The 25,799-nt window shown below is 67.0% G+C and carries 24 protein-coding genes; 7 read left to right on the plus strand and 17 right to left on the minus strand.

The window, feature by feature from the left end; genetic code table 11:
• Nucleotides 1-12: 12 nt before the first annotated feature.
• The 6 genes from FB382_RS15930 to FB382_RS15955 are packed head-to-tail and all read right to left on the minus strand — an operon-like array spanning nucleotide 13 to nucleotide 6,616.
• A complete protein-coding gene (locus tag FB382_RS15930) occupies nucleotides 13-1,428 on the minus strand; it encodes an FAD-dependent oxidoreductase (RefSeq protein ID WP_182540725.1) in 1,416 nt (471 codons plus the stop codon).
• Nucleotides 1,425-1,685: a 4Fe-4S dicluster domain-containing protein gene (locus FB382_RS23120; protein WP_182540726.1), complete on the minus strand. Its 261-nt coding sequence runs from the start codon at nucleotides 1,683-1,685 to the stop codon at nucleotides 1,425-1,427. Before FB382_RS23120 ends, FB382_RS15930 begins: the two co-directional genes overlap by 4 nt.
• Before the next feature lies 1 nt (nucleotide 1,686).
• Nucleotides 1,687-3,846, minus strand: a complete 2,160-nt coding sequence (locus tag FB382_RS15940) for a molybdopterin-dependent oxidoreductase (protein ID WP_182540727.1) — start codon at nucleotides 3,844-3,846, stop codon at nucleotides 1,687-1,689.
• 60 nt (nucleotides 3,847-3,906) lie between these two features.
• Complete coding sequence (locus tag FB382_RS15945) at nucleotides 3,907-4,938, minus strand: phosphotransferase (protein ID WP_182540728.1); 1,032 nt, start codon at nucleotides 4,936-4,938, stop codon at nucleotides 3,907-3,909.
• Nucleotides 4,935-5,963 carry a TIGR03857 family LLM class F420-dependent oxidoreductase gene (locus tag FB382_RS15950; RefSeq protein ID WP_182540729.1) on the minus strand — a complete coding sequence of 343 codons (1,029 nt, stop codon included), beginning with the start codon at nucleotides 5,961-5,963 and terminating at the stop codon, nucleotides 4,935-4,937. The genes FB382_RS15945 and FB382_RS15950 overlap by 4 nt, the downstream gene beginning before the upstream one ends.
• Entirely contained in the window at nucleotides 5,960-6,616 is a 657-nt protein-coding gene (locus FB382_RS15955) for a TetR/AcrR family transcriptional regulator (protein ID WP_182540730.1), read from the minus strand. The genes FB382_RS15950 and FB382_RS15955 overlap by 4 nt, the downstream gene beginning before the upstream one ends.
• Before the next feature lie 51 nt (nucleotides 6,617-6,667).
• Between FB382_RS15955 and FB382_RS15960 the strand changes: the two genes are divergently transcribed.
• From FB382_RS15960 to FB382_RS15975, 4 genes are all read left to right on the plus strand, one after another.
• Nucleotides 6,668-7,531, plus strand: coding sequence for an SDR family NAD(P)-dependent oxidoreductase (locus FB382_RS15960; RefSeq protein ID WP_182540731.1), 864 nt, complete (start codon nucleotides 6,668-6,670; stop codon nucleotides 7,529-7,531).
• Nucleotides 7,532-7,747: 216 nt separating this feature from the next.
• Nucleotides 7,748-8,194 carry a pyridoxamine 5'-phosphate oxidase family protein gene (locus tag FB382_RS15965; protein WP_182540732.1) on the plus strand — a complete coding sequence of 149 codons (447 nt, stop codon included), beginning with the start codon at nucleotides 7,748-7,750 and terminating at the stop codon, nucleotides 8,192-8,194.
• Complete coding sequence (locus FB382_RS15970) at nucleotides 8,191-8,931, plus strand: enoyl-CoA hydratase-related protein (RefSeq protein WP_182540733.1); 741 nt, start codon at nucleotides 8,191-8,193, stop codon at nucleotides 8,929-8,931. The genes FB382_RS15965 and FB382_RS15970 overlap by 4 nt, the downstream gene beginning before the upstream one ends.
• Before the next feature lie 19 nt (nucleotides 8,932-8,950).
• Complete coding sequence (locus FB382_RS15975; RefSeq protein WP_182540734.1) at nucleotides 8,951-10,015, plus strand: amidohydrolase family protein; 1,065 nt, start codon at nucleotides 8,951-8,953, stop codon at nucleotides 10,013-10,015.
• A 73-nt stretch (nucleotides 10,016-10,088) separates the two neighbouring features.
• On the opposite strand, the gene FB382_RS15980 is transcribed toward FB382_RS15975, so the two are convergent.
• Nucleotides 10,089-10,724 (minus strand): TetR/AcrR family transcriptional regulator, encoded by a 636-nt coding sequence (locus FB382_RS15980; RefSeq protein WP_182540735.1) that lies wholly within the window; start codon nucleotides 10,722-10,724, stop codon nucleotides 10,089-10,091.
• 42 nt (nucleotides 10,725-10,766) lie between these two features.
• On the minus strand, nucleotides 10,767-11,993 hold the full coding sequence (locus FB382_RS15985; RefSeq protein ID WP_182540736.1) for a cytochrome P450: 1,227 nt from the start codon (nucleotides 11,991-11,993) through the stop codon (nucleotides 10,767-10,769).
• Between the two features lie 221 nt (nucleotides 11,994-12,214).
• On the opposite strand from FB382_RS15985, the gene FB382_RS15990 reads away from it, so the two are divergent.
• Nucleotides 12,215-13,030 (plus strand): FIG domain-containing protein, encoded by an 816-nt coding sequence (locus tag FB382_RS15990; RefSeq protein ID WP_182540737.1) that lies wholly within the window; start codon nucleotides 12,215-12,217, stop codon nucleotides 13,028-13,030.
• A gap of 382 nt (nucleotides 13,031-13,412) precedes the next feature.
• On the opposite strand, the gene FB382_RS15995 is transcribed toward FB382_RS15990, so the two are convergent.
• From FB382_RS15995 to FB382_RS16030, 8 genes are all read right to left on the minus strand, one after another.
• A complete protein-coding gene (locus FB382_RS15995) occupies nucleotides 13,413-14,000 on the minus strand; it encodes a hypothetical protein (RefSeq protein ID WP_182540738.1) in 588 nt (195 codons plus the stop codon).
• Between the two features lie 3 nt (nucleotides 14,001-14,003).
• Entirely contained in the window at nucleotides 14,004-15,752 is a 1,749-nt protein-coding gene (locus tag FB382_RS16000; protein ID WP_182540739.1) for a hypothetical protein, read from the minus strand.
• Nucleotides 15,753-15,808: 56 nt separating this feature from the next.
• A complete protein-coding gene (locus FB382_RS16005) occupies nucleotides 15,809-16,516 on the minus strand; it encodes an ABC transporter ATP-binding protein (RefSeq protein WP_182540740.1) in 708 nt (235 codons plus the stop codon).
• Nucleotides 16,513-17,325 carry an ABC transporter ATP-binding protein gene (locus FB382_RS16010; RefSeq protein WP_182540741.1) on the minus strand — a complete coding sequence of 271 codons (813 nt, stop codon included), beginning with the start codon at nucleotides 17,323-17,325 and terminating at the stop codon, nucleotides 16,513-16,515. Before FB382_RS16010 ends, FB382_RS16005 begins: the two co-directional genes overlap by 4 nt.
• Nucleotides 17,312-19,288, minus strand: coding sequence for an ABC transporter permease (locus tag FB382_RS16015; RefSeq protein WP_182540742.1), 1,977 nt, complete (start codon nucleotides 19,286-19,288; stop codon nucleotides 17,312-17,314). The genes FB382_RS16010 and FB382_RS16015 overlap by 14 nt, the downstream gene beginning before the upstream one ends.
• Before the next feature lie 6 nt (nucleotides 19,289-19,294).
• Nucleotides 19,295-20,692 (minus strand): ABC transporter substrate-binding protein, encoded by a 1,398-nt coding sequence (locus FB382_RS16020; protein WP_182540743.1) that lies wholly within the window; start codon nucleotides 20,690-20,692, stop codon nucleotides 19,295-19,297.
• A 175-nt stretch (nucleotides 20,693-20,867) separates the two neighbouring features.
• Entirely contained in the window at nucleotides 20,868-21,455 is a 588-nt protein-coding gene (locus FB382_RS16025) for a hypothetical protein (protein ID WP_182540744.1), read from the minus strand.
• Between the two features lie 111 nt (nucleotides 21,456-21,566).
• Nucleotides 21,567-21,914, minus strand: a complete 348-nt coding sequence (locus tag FB382_RS16030) for a hypothetical protein (RefSeq protein ID WP_182540745.1) — start codon at nucleotides 21,912-21,914, stop codon at nucleotides 21,567-21,569.
• A 152-nt stretch (nucleotides 21,915-22,066) separates the two neighbouring features.
• On the opposite strand from FB382_RS16030, the gene FB382_RS22955 reads away from it, so the two are divergent.
• Both FB382_RS22955 and FB382_RS16040 read left to right on the plus strand, forming a co-directional pair.
• A complete protein-coding gene (locus FB382_RS22955; protein WP_182540746.1) occupies nucleotides 22,067-23,128 on the plus strand; it encodes an enoyl-CoA hydratase-related protein in 1,062 nt (353 codons plus the stop codon).
• A complete protein-coding gene (locus FB382_RS16040; protein ID WP_182540747.1) occupies nucleotides 23,125-24,540 on the plus strand; it encodes an amidohydrolase family protein in 1,416 nt (471 codons plus the stop codon). The genes FB382_RS22955 and FB382_RS16040 overlap by 4 nt, the downstream gene beginning before the upstream one ends.
• On the opposite strand, the gene FB382_RS16045 is transcribed toward FB382_RS16040, so the two are convergent.
• The gene (locus tag FB382_RS16045; protein WP_182540748.1) at nucleotides 24,537-25,472 is read right to left on the minus strand and encodes a CoA transferase; all 936 of its coding nucleotides are present in this window, start codon (nucleotides 25,470-25,472) and stop codon (nucleotides 24,537-24,539) included. The genes FB382_RS16040 and FB382_RS16045 overlap by 4 nt on opposite strands.
• Nucleotides 25,473-25,799: the final 327 nt, after the last annotated feature.

Raw genomic sequence — 25,799 nt, forward strand, 5'->3', positions numbered from 1 at the left:
GGTACCTCCATCTCAGTTGGAACGGCGGATGGTCGCTCGCGAAGCCATCAGCATCGCTCGCCGGTCGACCAACTTGGATCGTGGACGTCCGCTGGCACGTCCGAGCCGTCGCTCGTGGTCGTCAAGGCGAAGCCAGGCATTCTGGTCGACCAGGTGAGGCTGGCGTTCGCGCAAGCGACGCTCGACGACATCGGGATTCAGGGTTCCCTGCGTGGAGAGCGTCCCGGAGTCAGCATCGGCGAGCAGGCTGCGAACGGTGTCGCGGGCGCACTTCTTGTTGCTGCCGATGATTCCCTGCGGTCCGCGCTTGGCCCAGCCAGTGACGTACAGACCCGGAACCAGAGTGCCTTGATCCAAGACTCGGCCGTCTCGGTGAGGGATGACGCCGCGCTCGGAGTCGAAGGGAATACCCGCGAGCGGGTTTCCGAAGTAGCCGATCGCGCGTAGGACGAGACCCGTATCCAAGACTGTCCGCTCCTGGCCCGAGGCCACGCCAGCGCGACCGTCTCCATCGAGGTCGAGGTTGTTGCGGCCGACCACGAGCCCGGTCACGGCGTCCTTTCCGAGGATCTCGACCGGGGAGGAGAGAAAGCGGAGGACGATGCGCCGCTCGGATTCACGCCGAGGCTGGGTGCTGTAGGCGTCCAGGGTGGAGAGCTTGCGGCGCGTGGCCCGGTCGAGGACGATGTCGTGGTCGCTCGGCAGGTCGTCGTTCTCGACGACGATCTGGACACCCTCGATGCGGCCGAGCTCGGCGAGTTCGGGGTTGCTGAATGCACCGTGGAAGTTGGCTCGCCGGCCAAGCACGACGACCTCACGGACCTTGCTGGCCGCGAGGGCAGATACGGCGTGGTCGGCGATGTCGGTCGAGACGAGGGACTCCACAGGCTGGGTGAGGATTCGGGCGACATCGAGAGCGACGTTGCCGTTGCCCACCACGACCGCGCGCTCGTGCGAGAGGTCGATCGGCAGTCCGGCGTAGTCCGGGTGGCCGTTGTACCAGGCAACGAACTCGCGCGCAGAGAGCGAACCCGGTAGGTCTTCACCGGGGATGCCGAGGGGCCTGTCACCGGAGGCGCCGTGGGCGTAGATCACGGCGTCGTACCAGTCGAGGAGGTCCTGATGGCTGACATGGGTGCCGACCTCGATGTCACCGAAGAAGCGGAACCCGGGTCGGTTCGCGGTCTCCTCGAAGATCCGTTGGACCAGCTTCTTCTCCGGGTGGTCCGGGGCGACGCCGTGGCGAACCAGACCCCACGGGGTGGGAAGGCGGTCGAGCACGTCGACCTCCACGGGTCGGCGGACCAGTTGCTGTAGTCGGCCGTCCAAGTAGGTGCCACCGGGGCCTTCGAGCAGGTGCCCTGCGGCGTACATCCCCGCCGGGCCGGCGCCGACGACAGCGACCCGCAACGGACGCGCCGGGGTCATCGTGGACCTCGGAAGTAGTCAGCATTGATGTCCGCGTAGGACGCGAATGCGACCGGCAGCTGCGCCGCGGCGTGAATTGCCTCCACGGGGCACGCGGTCACGCAGGCCTCGCAGTCGATGCACGTGACCGGGTCGATGTACAGCTGTTCCGCCGTGTCGAAGTCAGGGTCGTCCGGCCGTGGCCTGATGCAATCGACGGGGCAGACCTCGACACATGAGTAGTCCGCGACACATGCCGGCCCGACAACGTAGGCCATCTCAGGTTCCCACTCTCTCGGCTCGCACCGGAATGCCGCTGAGGTGCGCGGATCCGGAGAGCTGCTCGATGTCGCCCGGCTCGCTGGAGGCCAGCAGGTTGCTGTTCGCACCCCCTTCGCTCGCGGCCCGCCGCCACGATGACCGGCCGCCATGGCCCCATCCGTGCGGCACCGCGACCACGCCGGGCTTGAGATCCTCGGTGACCAGGAGATTGATCTCGATCTCGCCGGACTTCGACACCAACCGGACCTTCCCGTTGTGCAGCAAGCCAAGCGCCTCCGCATCAGCGGGGTGCATCCGCGCAGCGTGCGCCGGGCGGGCGGCACGCATGCTGGGCACGTTGTGCATCCAGGAGTTCTCCGAGCGAGCTTCCCGCATTCCGATCAGCCGGAGCGGGTACGCCGGGTCCCCATGTCGCGTTGCGAGGCGTTCGACCTCGTTTGCGATGTCCGCGTGGTCGAGGTGGAGCTTGTTGTCCGAGTGCCTGATCACCCCTTGCTGCAGCCAGCCGACCGGCTGCTCATCGCCGACCAGCACGCCGTGCGGGTGTTCTCTGAGGAGGTTCTTCACTGTGTATCCCCGCGGACGCAGACCGAACTTGCGACCCTCCCGCCCGGTCTCGATCAGCAACGAACGCACGAGCCCAGGGTTGAGGCCCAAGCCCCACTTCTTCAGGGCGCGACTGAGCAGGGCCTTGATCCGTCCTTGCTTCACTCGTCTTGCGATCTCGTCGAGGATCTCCCACTCCAGACGAGCCTCGCCCGCTGGGGGGACGACCGCGTTGGTCACCTGGAGGAACGGCTTGGCGTAGGTGGAGCTGGCGAACAGTGGGAAGTCGTCACGTTCGTACATCGCCGTGGAGGGAAGCACGTAGTCGGCGTGCTGCCCTGTCTCGTTGATGTAGAGGTCGATGGCGACGAGCAGGTCCAGTTGTGGCAGCGCAGCCTCCAGGGCGTTGCCGTCAGGCACCGAGAGGACGGGGTTGCCCGCCACGACGAACATCGCCTTGAGCTGACCTTGGCCAGGCGTGGTCATCTCGGCTGGCATGTTCACCGCCGGCTCCATCCCCATGACGTCGGGGAACCCACCAATACGAGTCCGACGCTCCCCGTACGAGAACATGCCTGCCTTCTCGCCCAGTTTGTCCAGCAGAGGTGTGACTGGCTTGGCGAAGATCGAGCCACCTCGGGCGTCGAGATTGCCGCTGACGAGGTTGACGACGTCGATGAGGAAGTTCACCAGAGTCGAGTGCTGCCCCAGGCTCGTGCCCGTGCGCCCGTACACGACCGCCTTGCAGCAGACCAGGTCGCGCGCCAGTGCTCGCGTCCGCTCCGCTGGGATGCCCGTGTGCACCTCAGCGGCTTCCGGCGTGAACCGCGCGAGCTGGGTCCGAAGACTCGGCCAACCATCGGCAACTCTCTCCATGGCCCTCGTGTCGATGAGGCCAGCGGCGTCCAGCTCGTGCAACAGGGCCAGGAGCAGCCAGGCGTCAGAGTCCGGCGTGATGGGCAGCCACTCGAACTCCCGTGCGGTCTCAGTACGACGGGGATCAACCACCATGACCCGACCACCGCGAGCGACGACCTCGTGGAGACGGTCCTTGATCCGGCCCATCGTGACCAGGCTTCCGTGGGACACGACCGGGTTCGCGCCCAGGACCACGACGAACTCGCTCGCGGCCACATCCGGGATCGGGAAGACCAGTGGCATCCCGTAGAGCAACTGGCTAGCCACGAAGCGGCTGTTCGTGTCCTGTGAGCCCGAGGTGAACAACCGCTTGCTGCCCATCGCGCCCATGAACAGGGCCGACCACAAGGACAAGGAGAAGTTCAGTGCTCCGGGGTTGCCCATGTACATGCCGATCGCGTCGCCACCCCCCCGCGCACGAGTGTCGCGCAGGCGTGCGGCGATGTCGTCCAGCGCCTCGTCCCACGTCACACGGAGGAATTCGCCGTCCGGTTGACGCTTGAGTGGGTGAAGCACTCGGTCACGGTCGTTCTGCACCTCCGCGTACGCGACCCCCTTCGGACATGCAAAACCCTGTGATGTCGGGTGATCGGGGTCGGGACGCAGTGAGACGAGGCGGTCGCCCTCGACCGTGGCGATCAGTCCACAGAACGGTTCGCAGATCCGACAGAAGGTCACTTGCTCGCGAGTCATCGTGGTCCTGCGGCAATCGTCGTGGCAGCCGGGCGCGCCGACACGCAGCGCCCCGGAACGTCAGCGCTTCGCGGCCGTCGCACCGGCTACGAGCCCTTCGAGCTCGGCGACGACGATGTTGTCGTTGTCGATCGTCTCGAGCGGGAAGCCCCACTTGAGCATCGCGCGCGTGGCGGTCACGCACATGAGCGTAGCTCCCAACGCCGTCCAGTAGGACCGGTCGAACACCGTGCGGCCGGTCGCTGCCTCCCAGTAGTCCCACGTCTCCTCGACGGTCGGGATGCCGGTGGCCGGCTGCTGGCTCAGCATGCGCGTGAAGGCCTCATGCATGACGCAGTAGCCGATGTCGGCCGCCGGGTTGCCGATGTAGGCGACCTCGAAGTCGACAAGGGCGCGGACGTCGTTGCCCTGGAGGATCGCATTGCCGAGACGGGCATCACCCATACAAAGCGCGGGCGTGTCGTCCGCGCCTGGCGGGATGTTCGCGCCGAGCCAGTCGATGATTGCCAACTGGCGCGGAACGTGGCTTTCGGCCGCAGCGTCGAGCAGGGACCTGCGCCAGTAGTCCAAGTATCCTGCGACCCCGTCGACGCTGTAGTGAGCCGGGATGTCCGAGGTGTCGATGGCGTGCAGCTTGACCAGCGTGTCCAGGAACGAGAACCAGATACCTCTCTGGACGTCATCAGACTCCTCGCGGAACCATCCATCGTCGTGGAAGCTCGCGGGAGTGCTTTCCGGGACGCCACGTCCTTCAACCAGCTCCATGGCAAAGCTGGCCGTTCCGACGACCTCGCCGGTCGTTTCGATGACGACGACCCTAGGGACCGGAGCTCCGGCAAGGTGAGCCGCCTTCAGGATGGCGGCCTCTCTCGTGGCGTCGCAGTCGAAGACCAAGCCCCCGTCGTTAGGCGCTTTCAGAACCAGCGACCGGGCGCCCTGCGGCGTCGTGAACTCGAGCTGAACCGCTCCGCTGGAGTTGCCTCCGCCGATGCGAGCTGCCTTGAGGTCCGAGACCGGCGTGCTCAGGCTGTCACTGAGCCAGTGTTCCAGACCGGTGAAGTTGAGGTCGACAGTTGTCTCCCCCGCCGTCACGCCGCGTACGCCTTGACAATGGGCTCGAGTTCCGCAGGACTCGCTCCATGCATGATCACCCCGTCGCAGCCGATCTCGAGCTGCCCGCGAACTGCTCGGGCGCACTCGTCAGGCGACCCAGTTGCACTGGGCGCCAGCCACTCCTCAGGGATGAGACCGGCAATGTGCTCGAGCTGCTCCGGTGTGCCCACACCGTCGATCGCACCGGGCACGCTTTGGACGACTGCATCGGCGCGGAAACGTTCGAGCACGGCCGGGTCCCATTGGTTGAGTCGGACCAAGAGGTCGCCGTATCCCTGGAGGTAGGTCGCCAGCCTGCCGACCGACTTCTTGATGCGAAGCTCTTCGGGGATGTGATCGCCGATCGTCGCGAAGCAGGACCACACCTTGACGTCGTCGGGGTTCCGCCCGGCCTGCTCCGCGGCCTCCTTGACTGTTCGCACGCACTTCTCGGTGTACTCGTCGGTGAAGTAGGTGTGCAGGATGACCTCGTCGAAACAGCGACCGGCCAGCTTCATGGATTCAGGCCCCATGGCCACCAGGCTCATGGGCAGGTGCTCGTCAAGGCTCGAGTCCAGGTGCAGCACGGGCCAGGATCCGCACACACCGTCGTGCCCCACAATGGCCTCCCCGCGGAACAGCCGGCGCATCACCCCGACGAACTCCTCGAGCTGAGCCGAGTTGATATGTGGAATGCCGTAGGTGTCTTGCATCAGCGCGACGCCGCGTCCAAGGCCCAGCACGAAGCGGCCGTCGGTGATGCTTCGGATCGTCCTGGCAAAGCCCGCGGTGACGAGCGGGTGTCGGGTGTTGTGGTTCGTCGCCGCAGTCTGAATCTGCAGCCTGCTCGTGACGGCACCCGCAGCCCCTGAGAGCGACGCCGCTTCCTTGAGGTTGTATCGCTCAGAGATGAAGGCGGTACCCAGCCCCATCGCCTCAGCCTCCCGAACTTCATCGAGGGCAATCCTGGCCGTGGTCGGCTGGCCACTGAGCAGGTAGAAGCCCAGTTCTGGATATGCGTTCATTTTGCGTCTTTCGGTGTGAGTTTCCGACGCCAGATGTCGATCATCATTTGGTGCACACCTTCGGCTCGGCGGTCTGTTCCAGAGGTCCAGTTGTCCTCGACGAGAAGCCGTTGCGCGGTGCCCGTCATGGAGGTGACCATCGCGAGGAACGTCACGTCCGGTTGAAGGTCGGGATCAATTGAGCCTTCGGTCTGGCCGGTCTTGAAGAGGTCGATGAATGGATGCCCAGCGGAGTGTGAGATCGCTCCACGTACGGCGTTCTCGTCGTTGCTCAGCCCGCTTCGTCGGAAGGCGAAGTCGTAGTAGCTGAAGAACCTCGTCATCTCGGGCTTGGACCGGGCGTATCTGAAGCTGACCTCGAACCGCGCGAGGAGAAGCTCTCGGGCGTTGGCGTGCTTCGGCAGTCGCGGACGCACGTACTGGTCGAGCTCGGCGAGAAGGGTCTGGGCCGTGTGTAGAACTGCCGCTCCGAGCGTCGGGAAGTACTTGTAGAGAGTCGGTCGAGTGATGCCTGCCCGGTCGGCGAGTTCGGCCACCTTGAGGGGAACCCTTCCCTCGGAGACCAGGTCGACGACGGCGCGTGCAACAGCTTCGCGCTGCTGCTCGCCCAGGTCGATCCAGCGTTGGGAGGTGGCCCGACGTGCGGTTGACATGCCGCGACGTTAGCATTGACATGCCGTAAACGGATAGGCCACTATCGAAAGGTGGCTAATGATGTTTCCAGTTCAGGTGAAGGCAAGCGAACCGTTCTCGTCACGGGCGCCGCTCGCGGCCTCGGTAAGACCATCGCGCTACAGCTCGCGCGGAACGGATGGGACGTGTACGCCGGCGTCCGCACCGATGAGGACGCGACTCAGATGCGCGAACACCGCAACGTCACGCCGATTCAACTGGACATCACAAACAGCGACCACATCGCAAAGCTCCCGGGCCAGCTCCCCGAGCGCCTCGACGCGCTCGTCAACAACGCCGGCGTGGCGGTCGGCGGCGTCGTGGAGTCTCTGGAGATCGAGGACCTCCGCTGGCAGCTCGAGGTGAACGTCGTCGGAGGCACCGCCGTGACCCAGGCCGCTCTCCCTGCCATCCGCAGGGCGCAAGGACGCATCGTGTTCATCTCCTCCACCAGCGGTCGGGTTGCAACCCCCGGCCTTGGCGCCTACGGAGCGTCGAAGTTCGCCCTCGAGGCCATCGGGGACTGTCTTCGCAACGAGCTCCGGCCCTGGGGTATCAAGGTGAGCCTGATCGAGCCCGGCCAGATCGACACGGACATGAGCAAGGACTCACACGAGCAGCACGACGAGAACGTCGCGAAGATGAAGCCGGAGCACCAGGTCCTGTACGCCAAGCACATCCAGGGCATGCACAAGGCGATCAACCTGATGGACGGCGTGATCTCCTCTCCCGAGCAGATCACCGTGGCCGTCGAACGTGCCTTGAACGACAAGAAGCCTCGTCCGCGCTACCTCGTCGGTAAGGGTTCCCGCGCGCACGCCTACATGCGGGTCTTCCCGTCGGCGCTCAGCGATGCGCTCTTCTCGAAAGCGACCGGCATCCCGAAGACGCTCTAGCGCCAGGCGCACGGCACGACTGCGATCCGCTCCGCCTGCGAAGTCGCGGACCTGCTCACGATGCGCGGGCCGACGATGACGCTGGCGACATTCGGGTTCTGATCTGGACTGGCCGGCTCCGAAGAATGGGAGCCATTAGCGGTGTTGTATCTGGACATTGGAGACTAGGGTTTGCACCTGATGCAAACGTAGTTCTCACATGAAGGAGCCACGAGAGTGCGTCTCTCCCCGGACCAGGTCTGGCAGAAGCTGAATGACGCTCACACAGGGATCGTCACGACTCTGCGGAGCAATGGAGACCCGATCACGCTCCCCGTCTGGTTCGTCGTCGACGACCACACCCTGGTGTTCTCCTCCCCCGCCAGCGCCAAGAAGATCACCCGGGTTCGGCGCAACCCTCGCTCATCCTTCCTCGTCGAGTCAGGTCGCGCGTGGCAGGAGCTGTCGGCAGTGCAGATGACCGGCACGATCACCTTCGTGGAAGACCCTGACGAGCAGGAGCGCCTCGACGAGATGCTCGCGGCGAAGTACGAGAAGTTCCGAGGGCTGGCCAGCATGTCCGAGCGCACGGCCACCTACTACGCAGACAAGATCTTCATGCGGTTCACCCCAGACGCACGAGTCCTGTCCTGGGACAACAGCACGATCGTGGCCACGGTATGACCGGTGACTTCTTGACGAGCGAGGACTCCGGTCGCGTCCGCCTCCTAACGATCAATCGGCCTGAAGCCAAGAACGCGATGCACGCCCCATTGCGTGGCGCACTGGTTCAAGCGATGGTCGCCGCCGAACTCGACGACACCATCGGCTCCGTCGTCCTCACCGCAGTGGACCCAGTCTTCAGCGCCGGCGTGGATTTCAAGATTCACGACAACCCCCCGGCTGCCGAAGCTCAGTTTCTTGCCAGCCCGGCCCGCGCGATCCGCTCGATGCGCACCCCCGTGGTGTGCGCCGTGAACGGTGCCTGTATCTCCGGAGCGTTGGAGGTCGCGCTGAGCTGCTCGTTCATCATCGCCTCGGGGAAGGCTCGGTTCGCCGACACCCATACCCGGCTAGGCGTCGTCGCCACCTGGGGACTCACAGCCCTGCTCCCCCGCGCCGTCGGGGTTCGCATCGCCCGCGAACTCTCCCTCACCGGCAGGTTCGTCGATGCCGAGGAAGCGCTGAGGATCGGCCTCGTCAACCAGGTGGTGGCTCACGACCAACTGGTCTCCTACGCCATGAAGTTGGCGCACGAGATTCCTTTCAATGACGCCAGCCGAGACCTCATGGACCTGTACGCGCGGGGAGAGAACCTCAGTCTGGCTGCGGCGCTCGACCTTGAGACCTCGTCGAGTCTGCGCAGAAAGGTCGACCTCGAGGCGTTCAGCAAGGCCGGCCGTCAGTTCAGTTCTGATTGACTCCGACAACCCAAGAGCCATGAACCCGGTGCTACCCGCCACCATCATCGACAGCCACGTCCATCTGTGGGACCCCCTCAACGGGGCGCCGGACTCAGGCGGCGCCGCCGAGCTGTACCAAGACGATCCCGAGACTGCTCTTCGTGCCTTCGCAGAGCACACGCCCCTGCAGCATCGGGCGATCGTCCTCGCACCGGAAACGATGTTCGGCGCCTACCTGCCCGCAAACCTGACCCTAGACTCCATTGTTCCTGGCGAACCCGCTTTCAGCCCGGTGACCGGGCTGATCCACGTCCAGAGCGGCAGAGCCTGGGCCGACCCCGTCGCCGAGACGGCGTGGCTTTCGACCCTGCCGGAACAGTCGTCTGGGGCCGGCGTCGTGGGCATCGTTGCGCTCGCCGACCCCCGGAGTCCGGATGTCCCCGACCTGCTGGACCGGCATGCAGAGGCGAGCGGACGCCTGCGTGGCATTCGACTCATGACCACGTGGCATCCCGACCCCGGTGTGGTCAGTGCCGCCGAAGCACCCGGAACCTTGAGCAGCGCGAAGTTCCTGAACGGATTCGCCGCCGTCGCCGAGCGCGGCCTCTCCTTCGATACCTGGGTCTACTCCCATCAGATCGAGGACGTCGTGCGCCTGGCCCGCGAGTACCCGCAGACCACGGTGATCTTGGACCACCTTGCAACCCCGGTCGGGGCATTCGGGCCTTTCGGTCAAGGCACTGGCTCCACGACGCAAAGACGAGCTCAGATCCTGGCTCAGTGGCGCGAGGGCATGGCAGAGGCCGCCGCGGAACCCAATGTGGTGGCGAAAGCATCGGGGATTGCCTTTCCAGCCCTCGGTTTCAACGCCCATCAGGACCTGAGCGCGCTGCAGGACCTTGTCGGGCCGCTCGTCGAGGAGGCGCTTCAACAGTTCGGGGACGACCGCGTGATGTTCGGTTCCAACTACCCCATCGATCGGCCCGTCGCCAGCTATGTCGACCTGGTCCGGATCGTTGCGGACGTCGCCGCCGCTCGCGATCGGGCGGCAGTGGAGAAGGTGTTCAGCTCGAATGCCTTCAGGGTTTACGGCGGCGGCTAGGCCGGGAGCTCGTTCGCCCCGAGCGAATGCCTCGTTGTCATAGCCCCGAACCGGCCGGTCACCCCAGCTGGACCTACGAACCAGACGTCAGCGCTGCTACCCAGACGGCACTGAGCGGGTCGACTGCAGCATCGAGCGAGTCGTCGTCGCCGGTCTCTATCTCGGAGAGCAGCGCACCGACCGTCATCCGCACGAGAACCTCCACCAGCTTCGGCAGGTTCGAGGACACCGGCTTGAGCCGGCCGGCATCGCGCTGCTGGACCAGCATCGCAGTCACCGGGATCGTTGTTCGCTCGATGAAGGCGCGCCACATGACACCTAGGCGAGGATCCTGGTTGCGCGCCTGCTCACAAGCACTCAGCAGGGGCCCATGGGCTTTCCAGACCTGGGCCGCTCTGCGAAGGATCTGCCCGATAGAGCCGACCGGGAGGGGCGAGTCGAGCACCACCGGGGTGGTGCGGGCTTCGTCGAACTCCGCCCAGACGTCGTCCAACGCGGCGGCTAGGACCGCGTACTTGGAGTCGAAGTAGAAGTACAGACCAGAGCGCGCGATCCCGGCACCGTCGGCGATACGCGCCACGGAAAGATCGGCGATCGAGGTCGTGGTGAGAAGGTCGAGTGTCACTTCGATGATGCGCTCGCGCTGACGGTCACCCTTCGACGGCGCACTGCTGTGTCGCCCTCGCCGTGGCTCTTCGGCTGAATCCATCGCGGTCCGCACTCTACTGGTCGACTTCCCTGGCCGGTCTCGTCATCGGGCCGCGTAGCGGACCGGCAGGTGCTTGAGTCCGCCGGCGAAGGTCGTCGCCACGAACTCGGGGCTTCCGTCCAGCTCGAGGGACCTCAGCCTCGGCAGCAGCTCTGCGAAGAAGCTCATGACCTCCATTCGGGCCAGAGCGGCTCCCAGGCAGAAGTGCACGCCGAAGCCGAAGGAAACGTGGGCGTTGCGCTCGCGCGAGACGTCGAAGGTGAACGGGGCGGAGAACACGTTCTCATCGCGGTTCGCCGACATGTACGACAGGAGAACGGAGTCGCCTGCCGCGATCTTGACCCCACGGATGGTGGTGTCTTCCGCGGCCGTGCGCATGAACGCCTTGACCGGTGTCACCCAGCGAATCATCTCCTCGACCGCTGACGGCAGCAGGGAGGGGTCGGCTTGGAGCCGAGCCAGCTGGTCGGGCCGCTCCGCCAGCGCCTGGAGCCCCCCGGAGATTGTTGCGCTGGTGGTGTCGTGCCCAGCACCGGCAATGATTGCGTAGTAGGACATCGACTCGATGTCATCCAAGGGTTCGCCGTCGATCACTGCGTTGGCGATGGCAGAAGCCAAGTCGTCGGTCGGTTGAGCGCGTCTCTTTGTGGTGAGTTCGCTGAAGTAGGTGAAGAGCTCGACCATCACGTCCATGCTGTCGCCAGCCTCATCGCGCTTCAGCTCGTCGTCATCCGCCCCGAACATCTGCTGGGTCAGGCGGAGCATCAGCGGGAAGTCGCTCTCGGGCACGCCGAGCAAAGACATGATCACGTAGAGGGGAAAGTGGACGGCCACTTCCTGCACGAAGTCGCAGCTCTCCCGACTGAGCATCTCGTCGACGTACCGCTTGGCGAGCACATCGATGCGCTGGTTCATCGCGCGCATTGCCTTCGGCCGGAACCAGTCCGCTCCGATGGCCCGCATCAGCCTGTGGCGAGGGTCGTCGAGATGGATCAAGGTCGCGATCCCGTAGGAGGCCTGAACCGCGTCCGCCTCCGCGGTCATCAAGACCGGACGGGGAGAGTTCGTGAAGAGCCGGTGGTCGCGCTCGATCGCCAGGATGTCTTCGTGCCGCGTGATCGCCCAGAACGGGGCGTAGCCAGGAACGTCGACCCACGCGACCGGCTCTTCGGCGCGGATCCCGGTCAGGATCGCGTGCAGACGGTCCGGATCGCGCTGCGCAGCAGGGTCAGCGAGCACGGAGGCGTTCTGTGAGCACATCCGGGTCATGGAAGTCAGTCCTTCGCTGGCGTCCCAGGCGGTCTGGGGAGGTGTTTGACGGTCGTTCAATTTTTTTTGCCTACATGTCAAGTATTTCGTAGTGGATGCGACCCTATCCCTTGACGCTCCGTAAACGGTAACGCACACTCGTGGTGCACGTCACACCAAACGCAGCGGTCGACGAGTCTTCTTCGCCAGGCCAGCCCGCCTACCCAGATGGAGCCAAGCTGATGAGCAGAATCCTCACCGCGCTGTCGCAAGAACCACCTGTTCGGGTCGTCCGGGAGAAGACCGCCGATGAGGAACTCGCCGATTCTTTGGCCTACATGGCCGGGGAGCTGCTGACCTCGATGCGCATTGGGGGCGCATCGATCGGTTCGCTCGGTTCCAACCTTGCCGAGCGCGGTCTGCATGCTTCGCGGGAGCTTCTCGTGTCCCGGCTCGAGCAGGAGCGTCCCGACGATTTCATCGTCGCCGACCCCGACCGTGAGCTCTTGCCGCTCGACCGGGTGCAGCGAGTGTGGATCCTCGACCCGCTTGACGGCATGGACGCCTTCGGATGTCCGCCCCGATCCGACTGGACCGTGAACCTAGCGCTGTGGGAGCGCGGACGAGGAATCACTGCGGCGGCTATCGCTCAGCCCGACAACGGAGGAATCTACTCGGCTGCGGACGGACTGCTCCCCCCCTCGCCGGCCGTGGGTCCTCGCATCCTCCTGGTCGACCACGAGTACGCGCCCAGCTTCGCGTCGGCAGTCGGCAAGCGAGTGGGGGCGTCCCTGCACGAGATGGGATCCGTCGGCGCGCGAACCCTGGCAGTCCTCCGCGGCGACGCGGACGGCTACCTCCACAGCGGCGCAGGTCCGGTCTGGGACACCGTGCCGCTCACCGTCGCGCGATCGGCCGGGCTCACCGTCGTTCCTCTGGAGAGCGGCCGGCCTGACAGGACTCAGACCGGCAAGACCTGCACCGATCACGTGGTCTGCACCCCAGAGATGAGTGGTCCGCTTCTCGACGCTCTCGGCTGGGTTGCCGCGTCCGGCTGACACCAGGGCGATGCGGGCCGCAGTCGATGCGGCGCTGTACCTCATCGGCGGCACCGCGGCGAAATCAGTCTTCTCCTACGCGAGTGAGGCCGTCTTGCACGACGGTCGAAGATCAATCCTTGCTGGAAGCCCCACTGGACCGGACAAGATCTGCCTTGGTCGTGCCGCGCGGGCAATCGACGTCGTGTCCGGAGTTGCACAGGCACGCCGCGCAGACGGTGGGATGTCCCGGTCGAGGCCGAGGCGGCGGGCCGCCGGGCTCAGGTGCGCCACTCCCCTCGGTGGGGGTGCCTGCGGGGGATGGGTCCTCGCCGGGCACAGTGGCGAGGTCCATCTGCTCGTCCGAGAGCTGAGACATCAGGACGCCTGACCCGTGGGGGCCTCAGGGGTGGCAGACCCGGCAGGCGGTGAGGTGTGCGTTGTTCTCGCCGACGGGTCGTAGGTCCTCGCGGTGGGCGATGAGGGCGCAGTCGCGGCGGTGCATGGTGGTGCCGTCGCCGGCGGTGACGGGGAGGGCTGCGATGTCGACGCCGCCCTCGCTGATCGCGGCCGAGCGCGAGGTCACGTCGGCGAGCACCAGGAGCGTGTCTGCGAGCCGCTTCGACGACTCGCGGCCGTCGTCGGCGATCCGGGCCAGCCAGGCCCCGAAGTAGAGGAACCCACCCACGAACGTCAGGCCGAGGCCGAGCAGGCCGCCGGAGACGAGGTAGGACAGCTGGTCGTACTGGTAGGGGGTGTTGGCGGCGCCGTACCAGCCGAGCACGATGACGACGAGGCCGAGGGGCAGCAGGATCGCGCCGGCCCAGAACAGCACGACCTGCAGCAGGGCGTAGTTGTTGTTCTTCAGCGGGGCGGCGCCGGTGGCCGGGCGGGTCCCGGCGCGGGGCAGGGTGCCGGTGCCGGTGCCCATCCGGGAGCCGCTGGCACGGGTGGTGCCGCTCGCCTGGTTGGTGAGGGGGGTGGTGGTCATGGCTCAGGCCTTTCGGAGGTCGGGCAGGCCACTGTCGAGGCCGTGCGGGCAGGTGGCGCCGCCGCCGAGGGCGGCGGCTCCGAGCTTGCGGAAGTAGGACCCGGCCACCGAGGCGACGGCGATGCCGCCGAACAGCAGCAGGCCCGGGATGGAGAACAGCGTGGGCAACCCGGCGGCCACGGGTTCGGTGGCCTCGGTGGTGCTGTCACCGGTGTCGGTGGGGGTGGTGTCGCCACCGGTGGTCGGGGTGGTCGACCCGGGTGGGACCGAGCCTCCCGAGGAGCTGGTGTCGGTGCCCCCGCCGGTGCCGCCCTCGTCGTCGCCGCCGGGGTCGTTGTCGGGGACCACCGGCGGGATGTCGATGCCCTGCACGGTCTGGACGGTGGCCGTGGCGGTGCCGAGGTGCAGCACGAACCGGGGCGCCAACGTGACCGCGGAGAGCAGCGCGCTCTTGAGCGGGCCGGCCTCGGGCGGGAACGGGATCTGGTTGACGATGTCGGTGAACACGTTCCAGGGCAGCGCGTCGAGCTTGTGCCGCAGGATGGACGTGTCGATGTCGACGACCAGGCCCTCGACGGTGGTGGTGATCTTGTCGGCGTCGCGGGTGTAGACCGGCTTGGGCATCGTGATGTGCACCCCGAGCGCCTCGAGCGCCTTGGTCGGGTCGTCGGGAAGGCCGGGGATCGGGGCCGGCGACCCGGCGGCGGTGAAGCCCTCGGGCCCCATCCCGAACTCCTGCCCGGCGATCGTCATCGTGCCGTACGCCGCGGCGCCCTCGCCGTTGGTCTTCGTGCCGTTGCTGGAGGACACGGCGCGGGCGTTGATGCCCGACATCCTGATCACGCCGCCGGCGATGCTGACGTCACCGAGCGCCGCGCGCGAGGTCGCCACCACCTCGTCGGCGCTGGAGACGCTGCGGCTGGACGAGATGTAGCCGCCGAGGTCGATCAGAGCGGCGAGCTGCGGCGGGAACTGGCACTCGGCCGCCTCGCCGCCACCATCCTCGGCCGCGGTGGTGACCCCGGTGCGCTTGCCGGAACGGTGTCGCGAGGGCGTCGTGGTGGTCTTGCCGGTGCTGGTCTTGCCCAGCGCGGCCAGGCCCATCTGCTCGTGCACATTGCCGCCGGAGGTGCCGAGTCCGGGCAGCCCGGGGATGCCGGGGAGCTCGGGCAGGCCGGGGATACCCGGGATCGGGCTGTCCCCGCCGCCATCGCCACCGGAGCCGCCCGAGCCGCCGGTGTCGCCGTCGGAGACGTCGCAGTTGGTCGAGTAGCCGGTCGAGGCGGTGGTCCGGTCCTGCGATGCCGTCGTGGTCATCACGGTGCCCGGGAACGGCTGGTCGGACTGGGTGTTCTCGCCGGAGGGGAAGGTCGAGTTGACCTGGACCGGATAGCCCTGGGCCGCCAGCGGTCCGGACAGCTCCGGCGGCAGGCCGAGCATCTCGACGATCACCTTGGCGCCCTCCCCGATCGAGTCGCCGGGCCACATCCAGCTGGCGCGGCCGTTGGAGCTCGTCGAGTCGGCCTCGACCCTGCTGTAGCCGAAGTTCAGTTCCATCTGCGGGGTGGCCGGGAGCGGGATCGTGGGCTCGTAGATCTCCAGCCGGACCGGCGCCGACCACGAGGTGGTGCTGAAGCCGCTGAACGCCGGGGCGTCCCCGCCGTCTTCGGCATGCGCGGAGCCGCCGGTCGCGACCGGAAGCATCGCGCCGGCCAGGGCGGCTGCGGCGAGTGGGACGAAGAACCGATTCATGCTCTTCTGGGGTCCCTGCGGAAAGGGGAGAGGAGCGAGGCTTTTCGTGGAGTGGTTCATGCGGCACCGCCCAGGATCACGTCGGACATGGTCTCCATGATTTCTGCCGGTTCACCGGTGGCGACGATGCGTCCCCCGGTCATGACGGCTGCGTAGTCGGACACCCGAAGGGCGGTGCGTGCGAACTGCTCGATGCACAGGATCGAGACGCCGGACTCGGCGATCTGCGCCACAGTGTCGTAGAGCTCGTCCACGATCAGCGGAGCCAGCCCCATCGACAGCTCGTCGAGCAGCAGCAGGGCCGGGTCGGACGCCAGCGCCCGCGACATCGCCAGCATCTGCTGCTCGCCGCCCGACAGGGTGCCGGCCAACTGGCCGCGGCGCTCGAGCAGCCGCGGGAAGTAGGAGAAGGCCGTCTCGAGCACGGCCCCGCTCGGGACACCGGCGTACGACATCAGGATCAGGTTCTCCTCGACGGTCAGGTTGGGGAACACCGAGCGACCCTCGGGCACCGTGCACAGCCCCAGCCGCGCGAGCTCCTCCGAGGGCGCGTTGCGGACGTTGACGCCACCGAGGTGAATGTCGCCGCTGGTCGGCTGCTTCTGGCCGCTGATGATCTTCGTCAGCGTCGACTTGCCGGCGCCGTTGGGGCCCAGCAGCGCCATCACCGCACCCTTGGGGATGCTGAGGTTGACCCCCCGCAGCACCTCGATCCGGCCGTACGCCGCGTGCAGGTCGATGACCTCGAGGATCGGGATGCTCATAGCTCTGCTCCCGTCCGGACCGCCGGGATCTCCGCGGTTTCGTCGACCGCGGCGAGGTCGGTCATCGTGAGCTCGACGTCGGCCTCGTCGGAATAGCCGAGGTAGGCCTGCTGGACGCGGTGGTCGGCGCGCACCGCGGCCGGGGGGCCCGAGGCGATCACCTCGCCGAAGTCCAGGACGTGGATCACGTCGCAGACCGCCATCACCAGGTCCATGTCGTGCTCGACCATCAGCACGCCGCGACCCTCGGCGGCCAGGTCGCGCAGCAGCTCGCCGAAGGCGTCGGTCTCGGTCTCATCGAGACCCGAGGACGGCTCGTCGAGCAGGAGCAGCTTGGGATCGGAGGCCAGGCACCTCGCCAGCTCGAGCAGCCGGGCGGTGCCGGTGGGGATGGAGTCCGCGCGCTCCTTGGCGTAGGCCGCGATCCCGACCCGCTCGAGCAGGGCGTCGACGTTGGCGGCCGCGGGCCGGATCATCCCGGTCACGCCACGGTGGATGTCGAAGGCGACCCGCACGTTGTCGCGCACGGTCAGCGAGCCGAAGGCCTCGAGCCGCTGGAAGGTCCGAGCCATCCCGCGCTTGGCGCGGCGGTGCACCGGCGTCGCGTTGACGCTGCGACCGTCGAAGCGCACCTTGCCCCGGGTCGGTTTCTGCAGCCCGCTGATCACGTTGAAGCAGGTGGTCTTGCCGGCGCCGTTGGGCCCGATCAGGCCGGTCACCTTGCCGGACTCGGCGACGAAGCTCGCGTGGTTGACCGCGGTCACCCCGCCGAACTGGACGACGACGTCGTCGACCTCAAGTAGCGACATGAGCGGGCACCTCCCGGGCGGGGTCAACAACAGCGTCGGGATCGGGATCGTCGGCGTCGTAGCCGGCGTCGACGGTCGAGCCGCGGCCCGGCAGCTGCGGCAACCGGGCGAGCAGCTGCGGTGCGTACCGCTTCTCCAGGAACCGGCCGGCCTTGAACAGCAGGTTGGCCAGGCCGTTGGGGTCACGAGCCAGCGCGACCGCACCGAAGCCGATGAGCGCGAGCAGCAGCCCGGCGATCGACGGGTAGTCGCTCCCCAGCACCGGCAGCAGCATCAGGCCGACCCCGCCCAACGTCGCACCGGTCACGGACGTGACGCCGAAGACCACCGCGAGCAGCAACAGGGGCAGGCTTTGGAAGAACTGGAAGTCGGCGGCGCCGATCGTGCCGCGCAGCCCCGCGAACAGCGCACCGGCGAGACCAGCCATGCCTGCCGACAGGCCGAACAGGCCGACCCGGAACCAGCGCATGTCCAGGCCGAGCGTGCCGCAGGCCGCCGGGCTGTCGCGCATCGCGATCAGCACCCGACCCAGCACCCCGCGGCGGATGAAGAGCAGGAAGAAGCCCATCAGGACCAGGAAGACCGTCATCACCAGGACGTAGCCGAGTGTGGAGGTGATCGAGGTGCCGAGGATCGAGAGCCGGCGCGCGGTGAGGCTGCCGTTGTAGCCGAAGGCGAAGTGGGCCTGGAAGACGAGCTTGTCCATCAGCACCGCGAACGCCAGCGTGGACAGGGCGAGGTAGAGCCCGGTCAGCCGCAGCACCGGCAGCGCGACCAGGGCACCCACGCCGGCGGCGATCAGCGCGGACAGGACAAGCCCGGCCAGGTTGGGCTCATCGAGCTTGGCGTAGGCCAACGCTCCGACACCCGCGAAGGTGAACTGCGCCAGCGACACGTGCCCGCCGTAACCGGTGAGCAGCACCAGCGACAGCATCACCATCGCGTAGGTCGCGGCCGTGCCGAGCAGCAGCAGGCGGGCGGTCGACATGTTGCCGGTCAGCAGTGCGGTGAGGACCAGCAGCCCGACGCCCCAGCCCAGCGCCTTGGACAACGACGGCAGCGGCGCCGACACGATGCCCTTGACCTGCCCCACCCGGAGCTGGGCCTGCGGCATCGCCACGATCACCACGAACAGGAACAGCGGCGAGACCACGTTGCGCAGGTCGTTGAGCCAGCCCTCACTGGGCAGGTAGCCCGCGACGTACGACGTCAGCAGGCCCAGCGCCATCCCACCCACGAACGTCATCGGCAGGCTCTTGAGACGACCCAGCATCGCGGCGGCGTAAGCGTTCACGACCAGCAGCGTCAGCGCGTAGTAGTCCAGGCCCACGACCGAGACCAGCAGGATCCCCGACAGGGCGGCCAACGAGATGCCGATCGCCCACGCCAGCGCGGCGACCCGGTCGGGCTTGCCACCGAACAGCTTGAGCAGCTCGGGGTTGTCGACCGAGGCCCGCATCGCGGTGCCGATCCGGGTGCGGGTCAGCAGCACGTAGAGCCCGACCGCGACCGCGACCGCGACCAGGATCGTGATGATCTGGTGGGCGGTCACGAACGTGTCGCCGAGCTGGATGCCGTGGCCGGGCATGAACGGCGCCACCGAGCGAGCCTCCGGCGGCCAGTAGTAGGTGGCGATGCCGATGCAGAACACCAGCATGCCCACCGTCACCACCAGCGAGACGCTCACCGGACCCTCACCGAGACCGCGCACCACGAACCGCTGCAGGAACCACCCGATCGCCGGCGCCACCACGAACAGGACCAGGATCAGCGACAGCCACAGCGGGATCCCCTGGCGGACGCTGAAGTCCCAGAACACGAACGAGAGCACCATGCCGAAGGCGCCGTGCGCGATGTTGAAGACCCGGGTGGTGGTGTAGGTCAGCACCAGACCGGAGGCCGCGATCGCGTAGGCGGCCCCCGAGAACAGCCCGAAGATCGTGTAGGAGAAGAACGAGCTCATGACGCTCTACCCGACTCTAGTCGTGCCTGAGCAGATGTACTTGGTGCCGCCGTACGGCTTCCAGTTGCCACCTTCCAGCTGGAGGTAGCGCATGCAGCCCGCCGTGCGCTTGGAACCAACGTGCTGCGGCGCCGTCAAGCCTTGCGAGGTCCAGTTGTCGACCTTGCTCAGCGCGTCGAGGAGGGTCGCCCTGGTGAGCTTGCCGCCAAGCTTGGCGGCGGTCTCGACGAAGAGCCGCGCGGCGGACCATGAGTAGACGCCAAAGAAGGAGGGTGAAGCACCAGGCTTGACCTGTTGAAGCCAGCTCATGTAGAGCGACAGCTCCGGGTTCGACGAAGCTTCCTCGAACGGCGTGAAGCTCAGAGCGACCGTGGTCCCTTCGACCGCGTCCCCTCCCTGCTCGGCGTACGGGGCGGTGTAGTCGCCAGCGTCACGCAGATACAGCTTCGGCTGGTACCCCATCTGCTGCATCGTCTGCGCCATCTTCACCGATTGCTGCCAGGCCCCGAGGAACAAGACAACCTCGACACCCTTGTCCTTGAGCTGCTGGACATAGGGCGAGTAGTTGAACTCCGTGACATCGATCCCCTGGTCGTAGATGATGTCGAGACCCTGCTTGGTGAAGGCGGCCACGGCGTTGTCTGCAATTTCCACCGCGGCACCGGCATTCATGTAGAGCAGGGCGACCTTGTCTGCGGACGAGGCATAATGCGCCTTGATGAAGGTGGGGTAGTCGTTGCTGACCTCGTTGACGTCCGAGGCGAAGCTCGAGAAGCAGGTGGAGCAGTCGTTGCGTGCCGAGGTCGCCGCGAGCGCGCGGACGTCGGGCAGACCGCAGCTCTGGGCGGTCCCGGCACCCCCGTGGTCGAACGCCGACATCGACCCGACCATCGCGAACACCTCGTCACAGGCTGCGGTGTAGGCCTGCTGGTCACCGCCGGCGTCGGTGCGGCTGTCGTAGGTATTCAGCTCCAGCTTGCGCCCGCAGATTTCGCTGGTGGCGTTGAAGTAGGCCACGAAAGCCTTCGTGGCTTCCTGCGAGGACTCAAACAGGCCGGGAATCGGTCCGGACACATCTGCGGCGTTGCCGATCGTGATCGTGTCGTCGGTGATGCCGGGCCCGTTCTTGAACCCTGCACAGGAGCCCTGCTGGCCGGAGACAGCCGGGGGCCCGTCGCCCGAACCGCTCGTGTCGCCCGAGCCGCCACTGCCGGCGTCACCGGTCGACCCCGAGCCACCGCCGCTTCCTGCGGCGCTGCCGCCCGGTAAGGTCCCAGCCGGGGAGTCACCGCTCGTCGGGAATTCACCGGAGGCTGAGCCTGCCTGGCCCGACTCCCCGTTCACCTGCGCGACGGTCCCGGGATCGAGCTGGGACCCACAGGCCGCCAGGACGAGCGCGGACACGACAAGGGCCGCAGACCGCAACCCGTGGGCCCACCCGGCGCGGCCACGGCTACGGCCTGGACGAAGACGAAGACGAAGCATCGGTCCTCCAACATCATGGGCAACTGAGAATCTCGGGCTCAACGAGGGCCTTCCATCGGGGGTGCGGTACGAGAGGTCGCTTCGGGGGCGCCGTTTACACATGGGGGGCGGCCTTGACGCGACTCGCCGTGCTGACCTTCTTGCGGTCGATTCGCGTGAGCAGGCGAAGTGTTTCCCGGCGATCCACGCGCATGCTGAGGCGCCGCACCCGGGCCGCGCGGCTCACGTGCACCAGGGCGATCCGGCGCGCGAGCCCTTCACCTGAGACGTCGCCGTCCCTCCGACAGGCATCCGCGTAGCGAACAATCGCCCTGTCGATCTCCGCGTCGTTGTGAAGAGCCAAGCTCACAGCTTCGCTGGCGGTGGCCACCCCGTAGACGCAGCCGTCGCCTGATGCCGCGTCGAGCCTCTTGCCCATCGCAATCAGCGCGCTCGCCAACTCAACCACGTCGTGGTGACGCTCGGTGGCCAGGTCTAGCAGGATCGTCGCCAGCGACGAGACCCGCAGTACGCCGAGGCTGGTGGCACTCACGATGAACTGACGCTGAGCGGTCAACTCGCACCGCCAGAGATCAACCAGCGGGTCGTTCGCGCCCGGGTTGGGAGCAATGCCCCGAGCGGCCGGCACCTCCGCGACCGGGTACTCACTGGTCGACGAGCGATCGAGACCGTCTGCCGTCATGTCAACAACCTCACCCATGAGTTACGTCTGCACGGTGGCGGACGCTTGACGATGGTAACTCGATTCTCGTCAACCGTAAATGCCATGCTTTTCTGATGGCATCAGCGCACGTCACTTGGTTTCGAACACGGTCCGAATGCCTGCGGCTGCCGCCCGGAGCGCCTGGCCGTCCGTGATCGGTCTCCGCGTCGGCCCACGTCCGGGTGAGCTTCCGAGCACGCTGCACCTGAGACCCTCGTCGAGGCACCGGATCTGAACTGCGAGCACCACCTTGAGCGCCTTGGGACGCTCATAGGCTTTGAGATCCGGCACCGCCGGAACAGCGACCTCGACGCGACGCGTGGGGTACACGAGGGTGAGCCACGTCTGACCTTCAACGACCTGCAGATCATCGACGTAGGCGGCGCCCCGACTCTCCGACCTGAGCTCGTCGAGAGTCAACTTCTCCACATGGTTCATGCCTGAACCCCCGCTACCGCGACGCAAGAGACCGTCCCTTGACCGACGTGAGAAGCATATTCTCTCCACATGCGTATCACAATACCCTCGGCCACGGCGGCCGCTCCTTGCAGCGATGTCACGAACCGTGTCGCGCTCGCTAGGCTCGCCAAGTGAGCGAGCAGTGGGGCTTGACCAGGCTCGACATCGGACCGGATGGGCGACCCGGAGCAGCCGTCCGCCGGATTCGACTCACAGACTGGTTCGACGCCCCTCTCGAACGGATCTCCGAGACCGCAGCGGCCATCAGACGTTCGCTGCCTCTCACGATTGGGATCACCTCCGAGCCTCCCCCACCAAGAGTCCGGCCGCTCATCGAAGCCCTGACTCTGACCCTGTGCAGTCCAAAGATCGTGTCCCCATCTGGCGAACTCATCCAGGTGAGCGATCCAGAGACCAGTTATGAGGGCTTGAGGGCGACGGTCGAGGCCAAACCCCAAGCTGCAGTTGCGCTCGGCCAACTGCTACGCCAGACACCCAACCTGGAGACGACAGCCGCCCTGGCCGCAGAAGCGGCGGTGTACTCGATGCTGTTGGGCGGCAGCGAGTTCGCCGACTGGTTGTCTTGCGCAGGAGAGAGGCGAGCAGCGACCCACCTGCCGGCCGCCCCCGTGCGGCTACAACGCTCGGACAATCGCTTGAGCGTGCAGCTCGACCATCCCACCCGGCGCAACGCCCTCAGCGTGGCGATGCGGGAGGAGCTCTTCTGCGCCCTCGAACTCGCAGTGCTCGATGAGCAGATCACGAGCGTCGCACTCTCCGGAGCAGGTGAGTCGTTCTGCAGCGGCGGCGACCTCGCGGAGTTCGGCACCGCGGTCGATCTCGTCGCGGCGTACCTGGTGCGGATCGACCGGGCTCCCTGGCGCCTCTTGGACGACTTGCGGAACCGTCTGGACGAACGGCTCTGGATCAGGGTTCACGGTGCCGTGATCGGAGCGGGCGTCGAGATGGCGGCCTTCGGAGGTCGGGTCACCTGCACACAGGCGACCTACTTCCAGCTGCCCGAGATCTCCATGGGCCTCGTTCCCGGGGCGGGCGGAACGGTCAGCATCACGCGACGCATCGGTCGATGGCGGGCCGCCTGGATCATGCTCACCGGCCATCGGATGGACGCCGAGACCGCCTTGCGTTGGGGGCTCGTCGACGAGCTCGAGTCGTCGGAAGGCGAGTCGTGACCGACACCGCCCCGGCACTTTTCCTGCATCGGGCTGAGGTCTACGGCGTCGGGACGTTCGACTGCCGCATCCAGGGCGGCGTCATCACCCAGCTCGGACGAGGGTTGAGGGAGCAGCCCGGTGACGCGGTCGTCGATGTCCGCGGCGGAGCCCTCATCCCTGGCCTCGCGGACCATCACCTGCACCTCGCGGCGATGGCTGCGCACGACCAGTCGATCGACCTCGCCGGGCGGCCCACGGACCTCGCACTCGCCCTCCGTGACTGCCGTCCCGACGAGAGCGGCTGGATCCGGATCGTTGGTTACGACGACGTCGCCCACGGCGAGCTGGACCGCTACAGGCTCGACACCCTCACCGGCGACGTTCCGACGCGCGTCCAACACCGCTCAGGCGCACTCTGGATCCTCAATACAGTTGCGGTCAGCCGTCTGGAGGTGGCGGAAGCCGGGCAACCAGGCGTCGAACGAGATGGCGAAGGAGTGCCGACCGGCCGCCTGTGGCGGGCCGACCACTGGCTCAGCGAAGCAGTCGCTCGATCCCTCCCTCGGCGTCGCGATCTCTCCCTCCGAACAGTCGGGAAACGCTTGGCGGCGTGCGGCGTCACGCACGTCGCCGACGCAACACCAGGGGTTACCCATCTGAAGCTGGTCGCGGATGCAGTCTCCGAGGGTGCGGTGGAACAGCACGTGCTACTGATGACGACCGCTGCTTGGCCTCACGCTCACCCACGACTGACGATCGGGCCGGCGAAGCTGGTCGTTCCGGATCATGAACCCCTCGACCTCGATGGCCTGGTCGAGCAGATCCGTGGCGCGCACGCGAGGTCCCGTCCGGTCGCGATCCATTGCGTGACCCGCGCCGCGCTTGCCCTGACCCTGGCAGCCTTCGACCTGGCTGGCACGACACGAGGCGATCGCATCGAGCACGCAGCAGTCGCCGGCCACGACCTGATCGCGGAGGTGGCGAAGAGAGACCTGACCGTCGTCACTCAACCGAGCCTGGTCACCCGTCGCGGCGACGACTACTGGAACCGGTCGGATCCAGAGGATCGAGACGACCTGTGGCCGTACGCCCGCCTGCTCGACGCCGGTGTGCGTGCAGCACCGAGCAGTGACGCACCGTATGGCGACGCCGACCCCTGGGCGACTCTCGCTGCCTCCTCGAGCCGCAGGACGCGGTCGGGTCGACTGCTGGGTGCCGACGAGCGAGTCGCCGCGGACGTGGCACTCAGGGGAATGCTCTCGGCCCTCGACAACCCCGGCGGGCCGCCACGAGCGATCACCGTCGGGGCGCCCGCCGACCTCGTCGTTCTGGACCGGCCGCTCGTCGAGGCGCTCGAAGCGCCAGACAAGGGTTGCGTCCGGCTCACCCTGATCAGCGGCCGAATCGTGCACGATGCCAGCAGCTCCTAGGCACTCGATCTCGCCAGCCACCGGTCGTTGTCAGCCCCCAACCGCCGCGCGTGACCAGTCAGCTCAGGCGCGCGTGGTCCGAGAACTCGTTGCTCATCGCCGGACCGTACGCACCTGACGAACCACGAAGTCCGCCGCCGATCGATGCGATGCGTGCCTGAGCACCCGAGCTCGGCGCCCGCGAACGCGGCTGCCACCTGCGACATCGCGACGTCGAGCAGGTGCCCGCCGCCCGCGGCGCGGCTGGCCACGGCGGCCAGTGCCGCGATCACCCCGGTCAGTGGGTCGGCGATCGCGTCGGCGCAGAAGACTGGGCCGCAGCGGGACCTCGCCAGGAGACCGCCGGCCGCGGCAGCATCGTCACCGAAAGCGACCAGGTCGGGTCGACCGCGACCGTATCCAGTGATGGACACCCACACTGTGCCCGCACGCAGGTCGAGCTGATCGTGGGACAACCCGAGCTGGGCCAAGGCTCGGGGACGGGACGCCTCAATGACGAAGTCCGCCGACCGAATCAGGTCCGCAACCGAGGCCCGGTCCTGGGCGAGGGTGAAGTCGACCGCAACGCTCTCCTGCCCGGCGTGCAACCAGTCGAACAAGCGTGGCTCTCCCGCCCGCGCACCATCCGGCCGACGCGCGCTCTCGACCTTGACGACGCGGGCGCCGGCGCGACCGAGGATCTGTCCACAGAGGGGTCCGGCCCACAGCGACGAGAGGTCGACGACCAGTGCGCCGTCGAGCGAGGCACCGGCCAGTGCACCGGTGATTCGCAGCGCTTTCCATGGCACCTCGACGTTGGGGACGTGCTCGGGCACCGCCGCTGCTGGGACGCCGAACAGTCGGATGCGTTCGACGAACTCGTCAGATGTGCGCGTCGCGGCAGCATCGCCCAACCGGACCCACGGATCTTTGTGCGGCATGGCCTCGAACATCGCGGGAACCGCGCGCAGGTCATCCGCACGAACGAGACTGACAGCCGCCCAACCATCCCGGGTCCTGACCAGACCACTGCCTCTTCCCACCGACTTGCGCGGTGGGACCGCCGGCCTAAGGCCGGCGCGAGCGCCGAGCACCGTGGTCGGCTCCATACCCGCTTCGGTCCCCAGCCTGGCAGTCAACCTGCGCAGATGCGCGTCGACAGCAGCCAGCATCGGTACAACCGGCCCAGGAGCCAGGGTGGGCTCGGTAGAACCGATGAGCATCATCGCGCCGGAGGCCGCCCAGGACAGATGCGGACAACGGCTAGTCATCGGGACCTG

This window comes from Nocardioides ginsengisegetis, from assembly GCF_014138045.1.
GTDB lineage: Bacteria > Actinomycetota > Actinomycetes > Propionibacteriales > Nocardioidaceae > Nocardioides > Nocardioides ginsengisegetis.

Excerpts from the sequence above, each read along its gene's own strand:
- FB382_RS15930 (WP_182540725.1), bottom strand. The coding sequence starts at position 1,428 with ATGACCCCGGCGCGTCCGTTGCGGGTCGCTGTCGTCGGCGCCGGCCCG.
- FB382_RS23120 (WP_182540726.1), bottom strand. The coding sequence starts at position 1,685 with ATGGCCTACGTTGTCGGGCCGGCATGTGTCGCGGACTACTCATGTGTC.
- FB382_RS15940 (WP_182540727.1), bottom strand. The coding sequence starts at position 3,846 with ATGACTCGCGAGCAAGTGACCTTCTGTCGGATCTGCGAACCGTTCTGT.
- FB382_RS15950 (WP_182540729.1), bottom strand. The coding sequence starts at position 5,963 with ATGAACGCATATCCAGAACTGGGCTTCTACCTGCTCAGTGGCCAGCCG.
- FB382_RS15955 (WP_182540730.1), bottom strand. The coding sequence starts at position 6,616 with ATGTCAACCGCACGTCGGGCCACCTCCCAACGCTGGATCGACCTGGGC.
- FB382_RS15970 (WP_182540733.1), top strand. The coding sequence starts at position 8,191 with ATGACCGGTGACTTCTTGACGAGCGAGGACTCCGGTCGCGTCCGCCTC.
- FB382_RS15975 (WP_182540734.1), top strand. The coding sequence starts at position 8,951 with ATGAACCCGGTGCTACCCGCCACCATCATCGACAGCCACGTCCATCTG.
- FB382_RS15980 (WP_182540735.1), bottom strand. The coding sequence starts at position 10,724 with ATGGATTCAGCCGAAGAGCCACGGCGAGGGCGACACAGCAGTGCGCCG.
- FB382_RS15985 (WP_182540736.1), bottom strand. The coding sequence starts at position 11,993 with ATGACCCGGATGTGCTCACAGAACGCCTCCGTGCTCGCTGACCCTGCT.
- FB382_RS15990 (WP_182540737.1), top strand. The coding sequence starts at position 12,215 with ATGAGCAGAATCCTCACCGCGCTGTCGCAAGAACCACCTGTTCGGGTC.
- FB382_RS15995 (WP_182540738.1), bottom strand. The coding sequence starts at position 14,000 with ATGACCACCACCCCCCTCACCAACCAGGCGAGCGGCACCACCCGTGCC.
- FB382_RS16000 (WP_182540739.1), bottom strand. The coding sequence starts at position 15,752 with ATGAATCGGTTCTTCGTCCCACTCGCCGCAGCCGCCCTGGCCGGCGCG.
- FB382_RS16005 (WP_182540740.1), bottom strand. The coding sequence starts at position 16,516 with ATGAGCATCCCGATCCTCGAGGTCATCGACCTGCACGCGGCGTACGGC.
- FB382_RS16010 (WP_182540741.1), bottom strand. The coding sequence starts at position 17,325 with ATGTCGCTACTTGAGGTCGACGACGTCGTCGTCCAGTTCGGCGGGGTG.
- FB382_RS16015 (WP_182540742.1), bottom strand. The coding sequence starts at position 19,288 with ATGAGCTCGTTCTTCTCCTACACGATCTTCGGGCTGTTCTCGGGGGCC.
- FB382_RS16025 (WP_182540744.1), bottom strand. The coding sequence starts at position 21,455 with ATGACGGCAGACGGTCTCGATCGCTCGTCGACCAGTGAGTACCCGGTC.
- FB382_RS16030 (WP_182540745.1), bottom strand. The coding sequence starts at position 21,914 with ATGAACCATGTGGAGAAGTTGACTCTCGACGAGCTCAGGTCGGAGAGT.
- FB382_RS16045 (WP_182540748.1), bottom strand. The coding sequence starts at position 25,472 with ATGTTCGAGGCCATGCCGCACAAAGATCCGTGGGTCCGGTTGGGCGAT.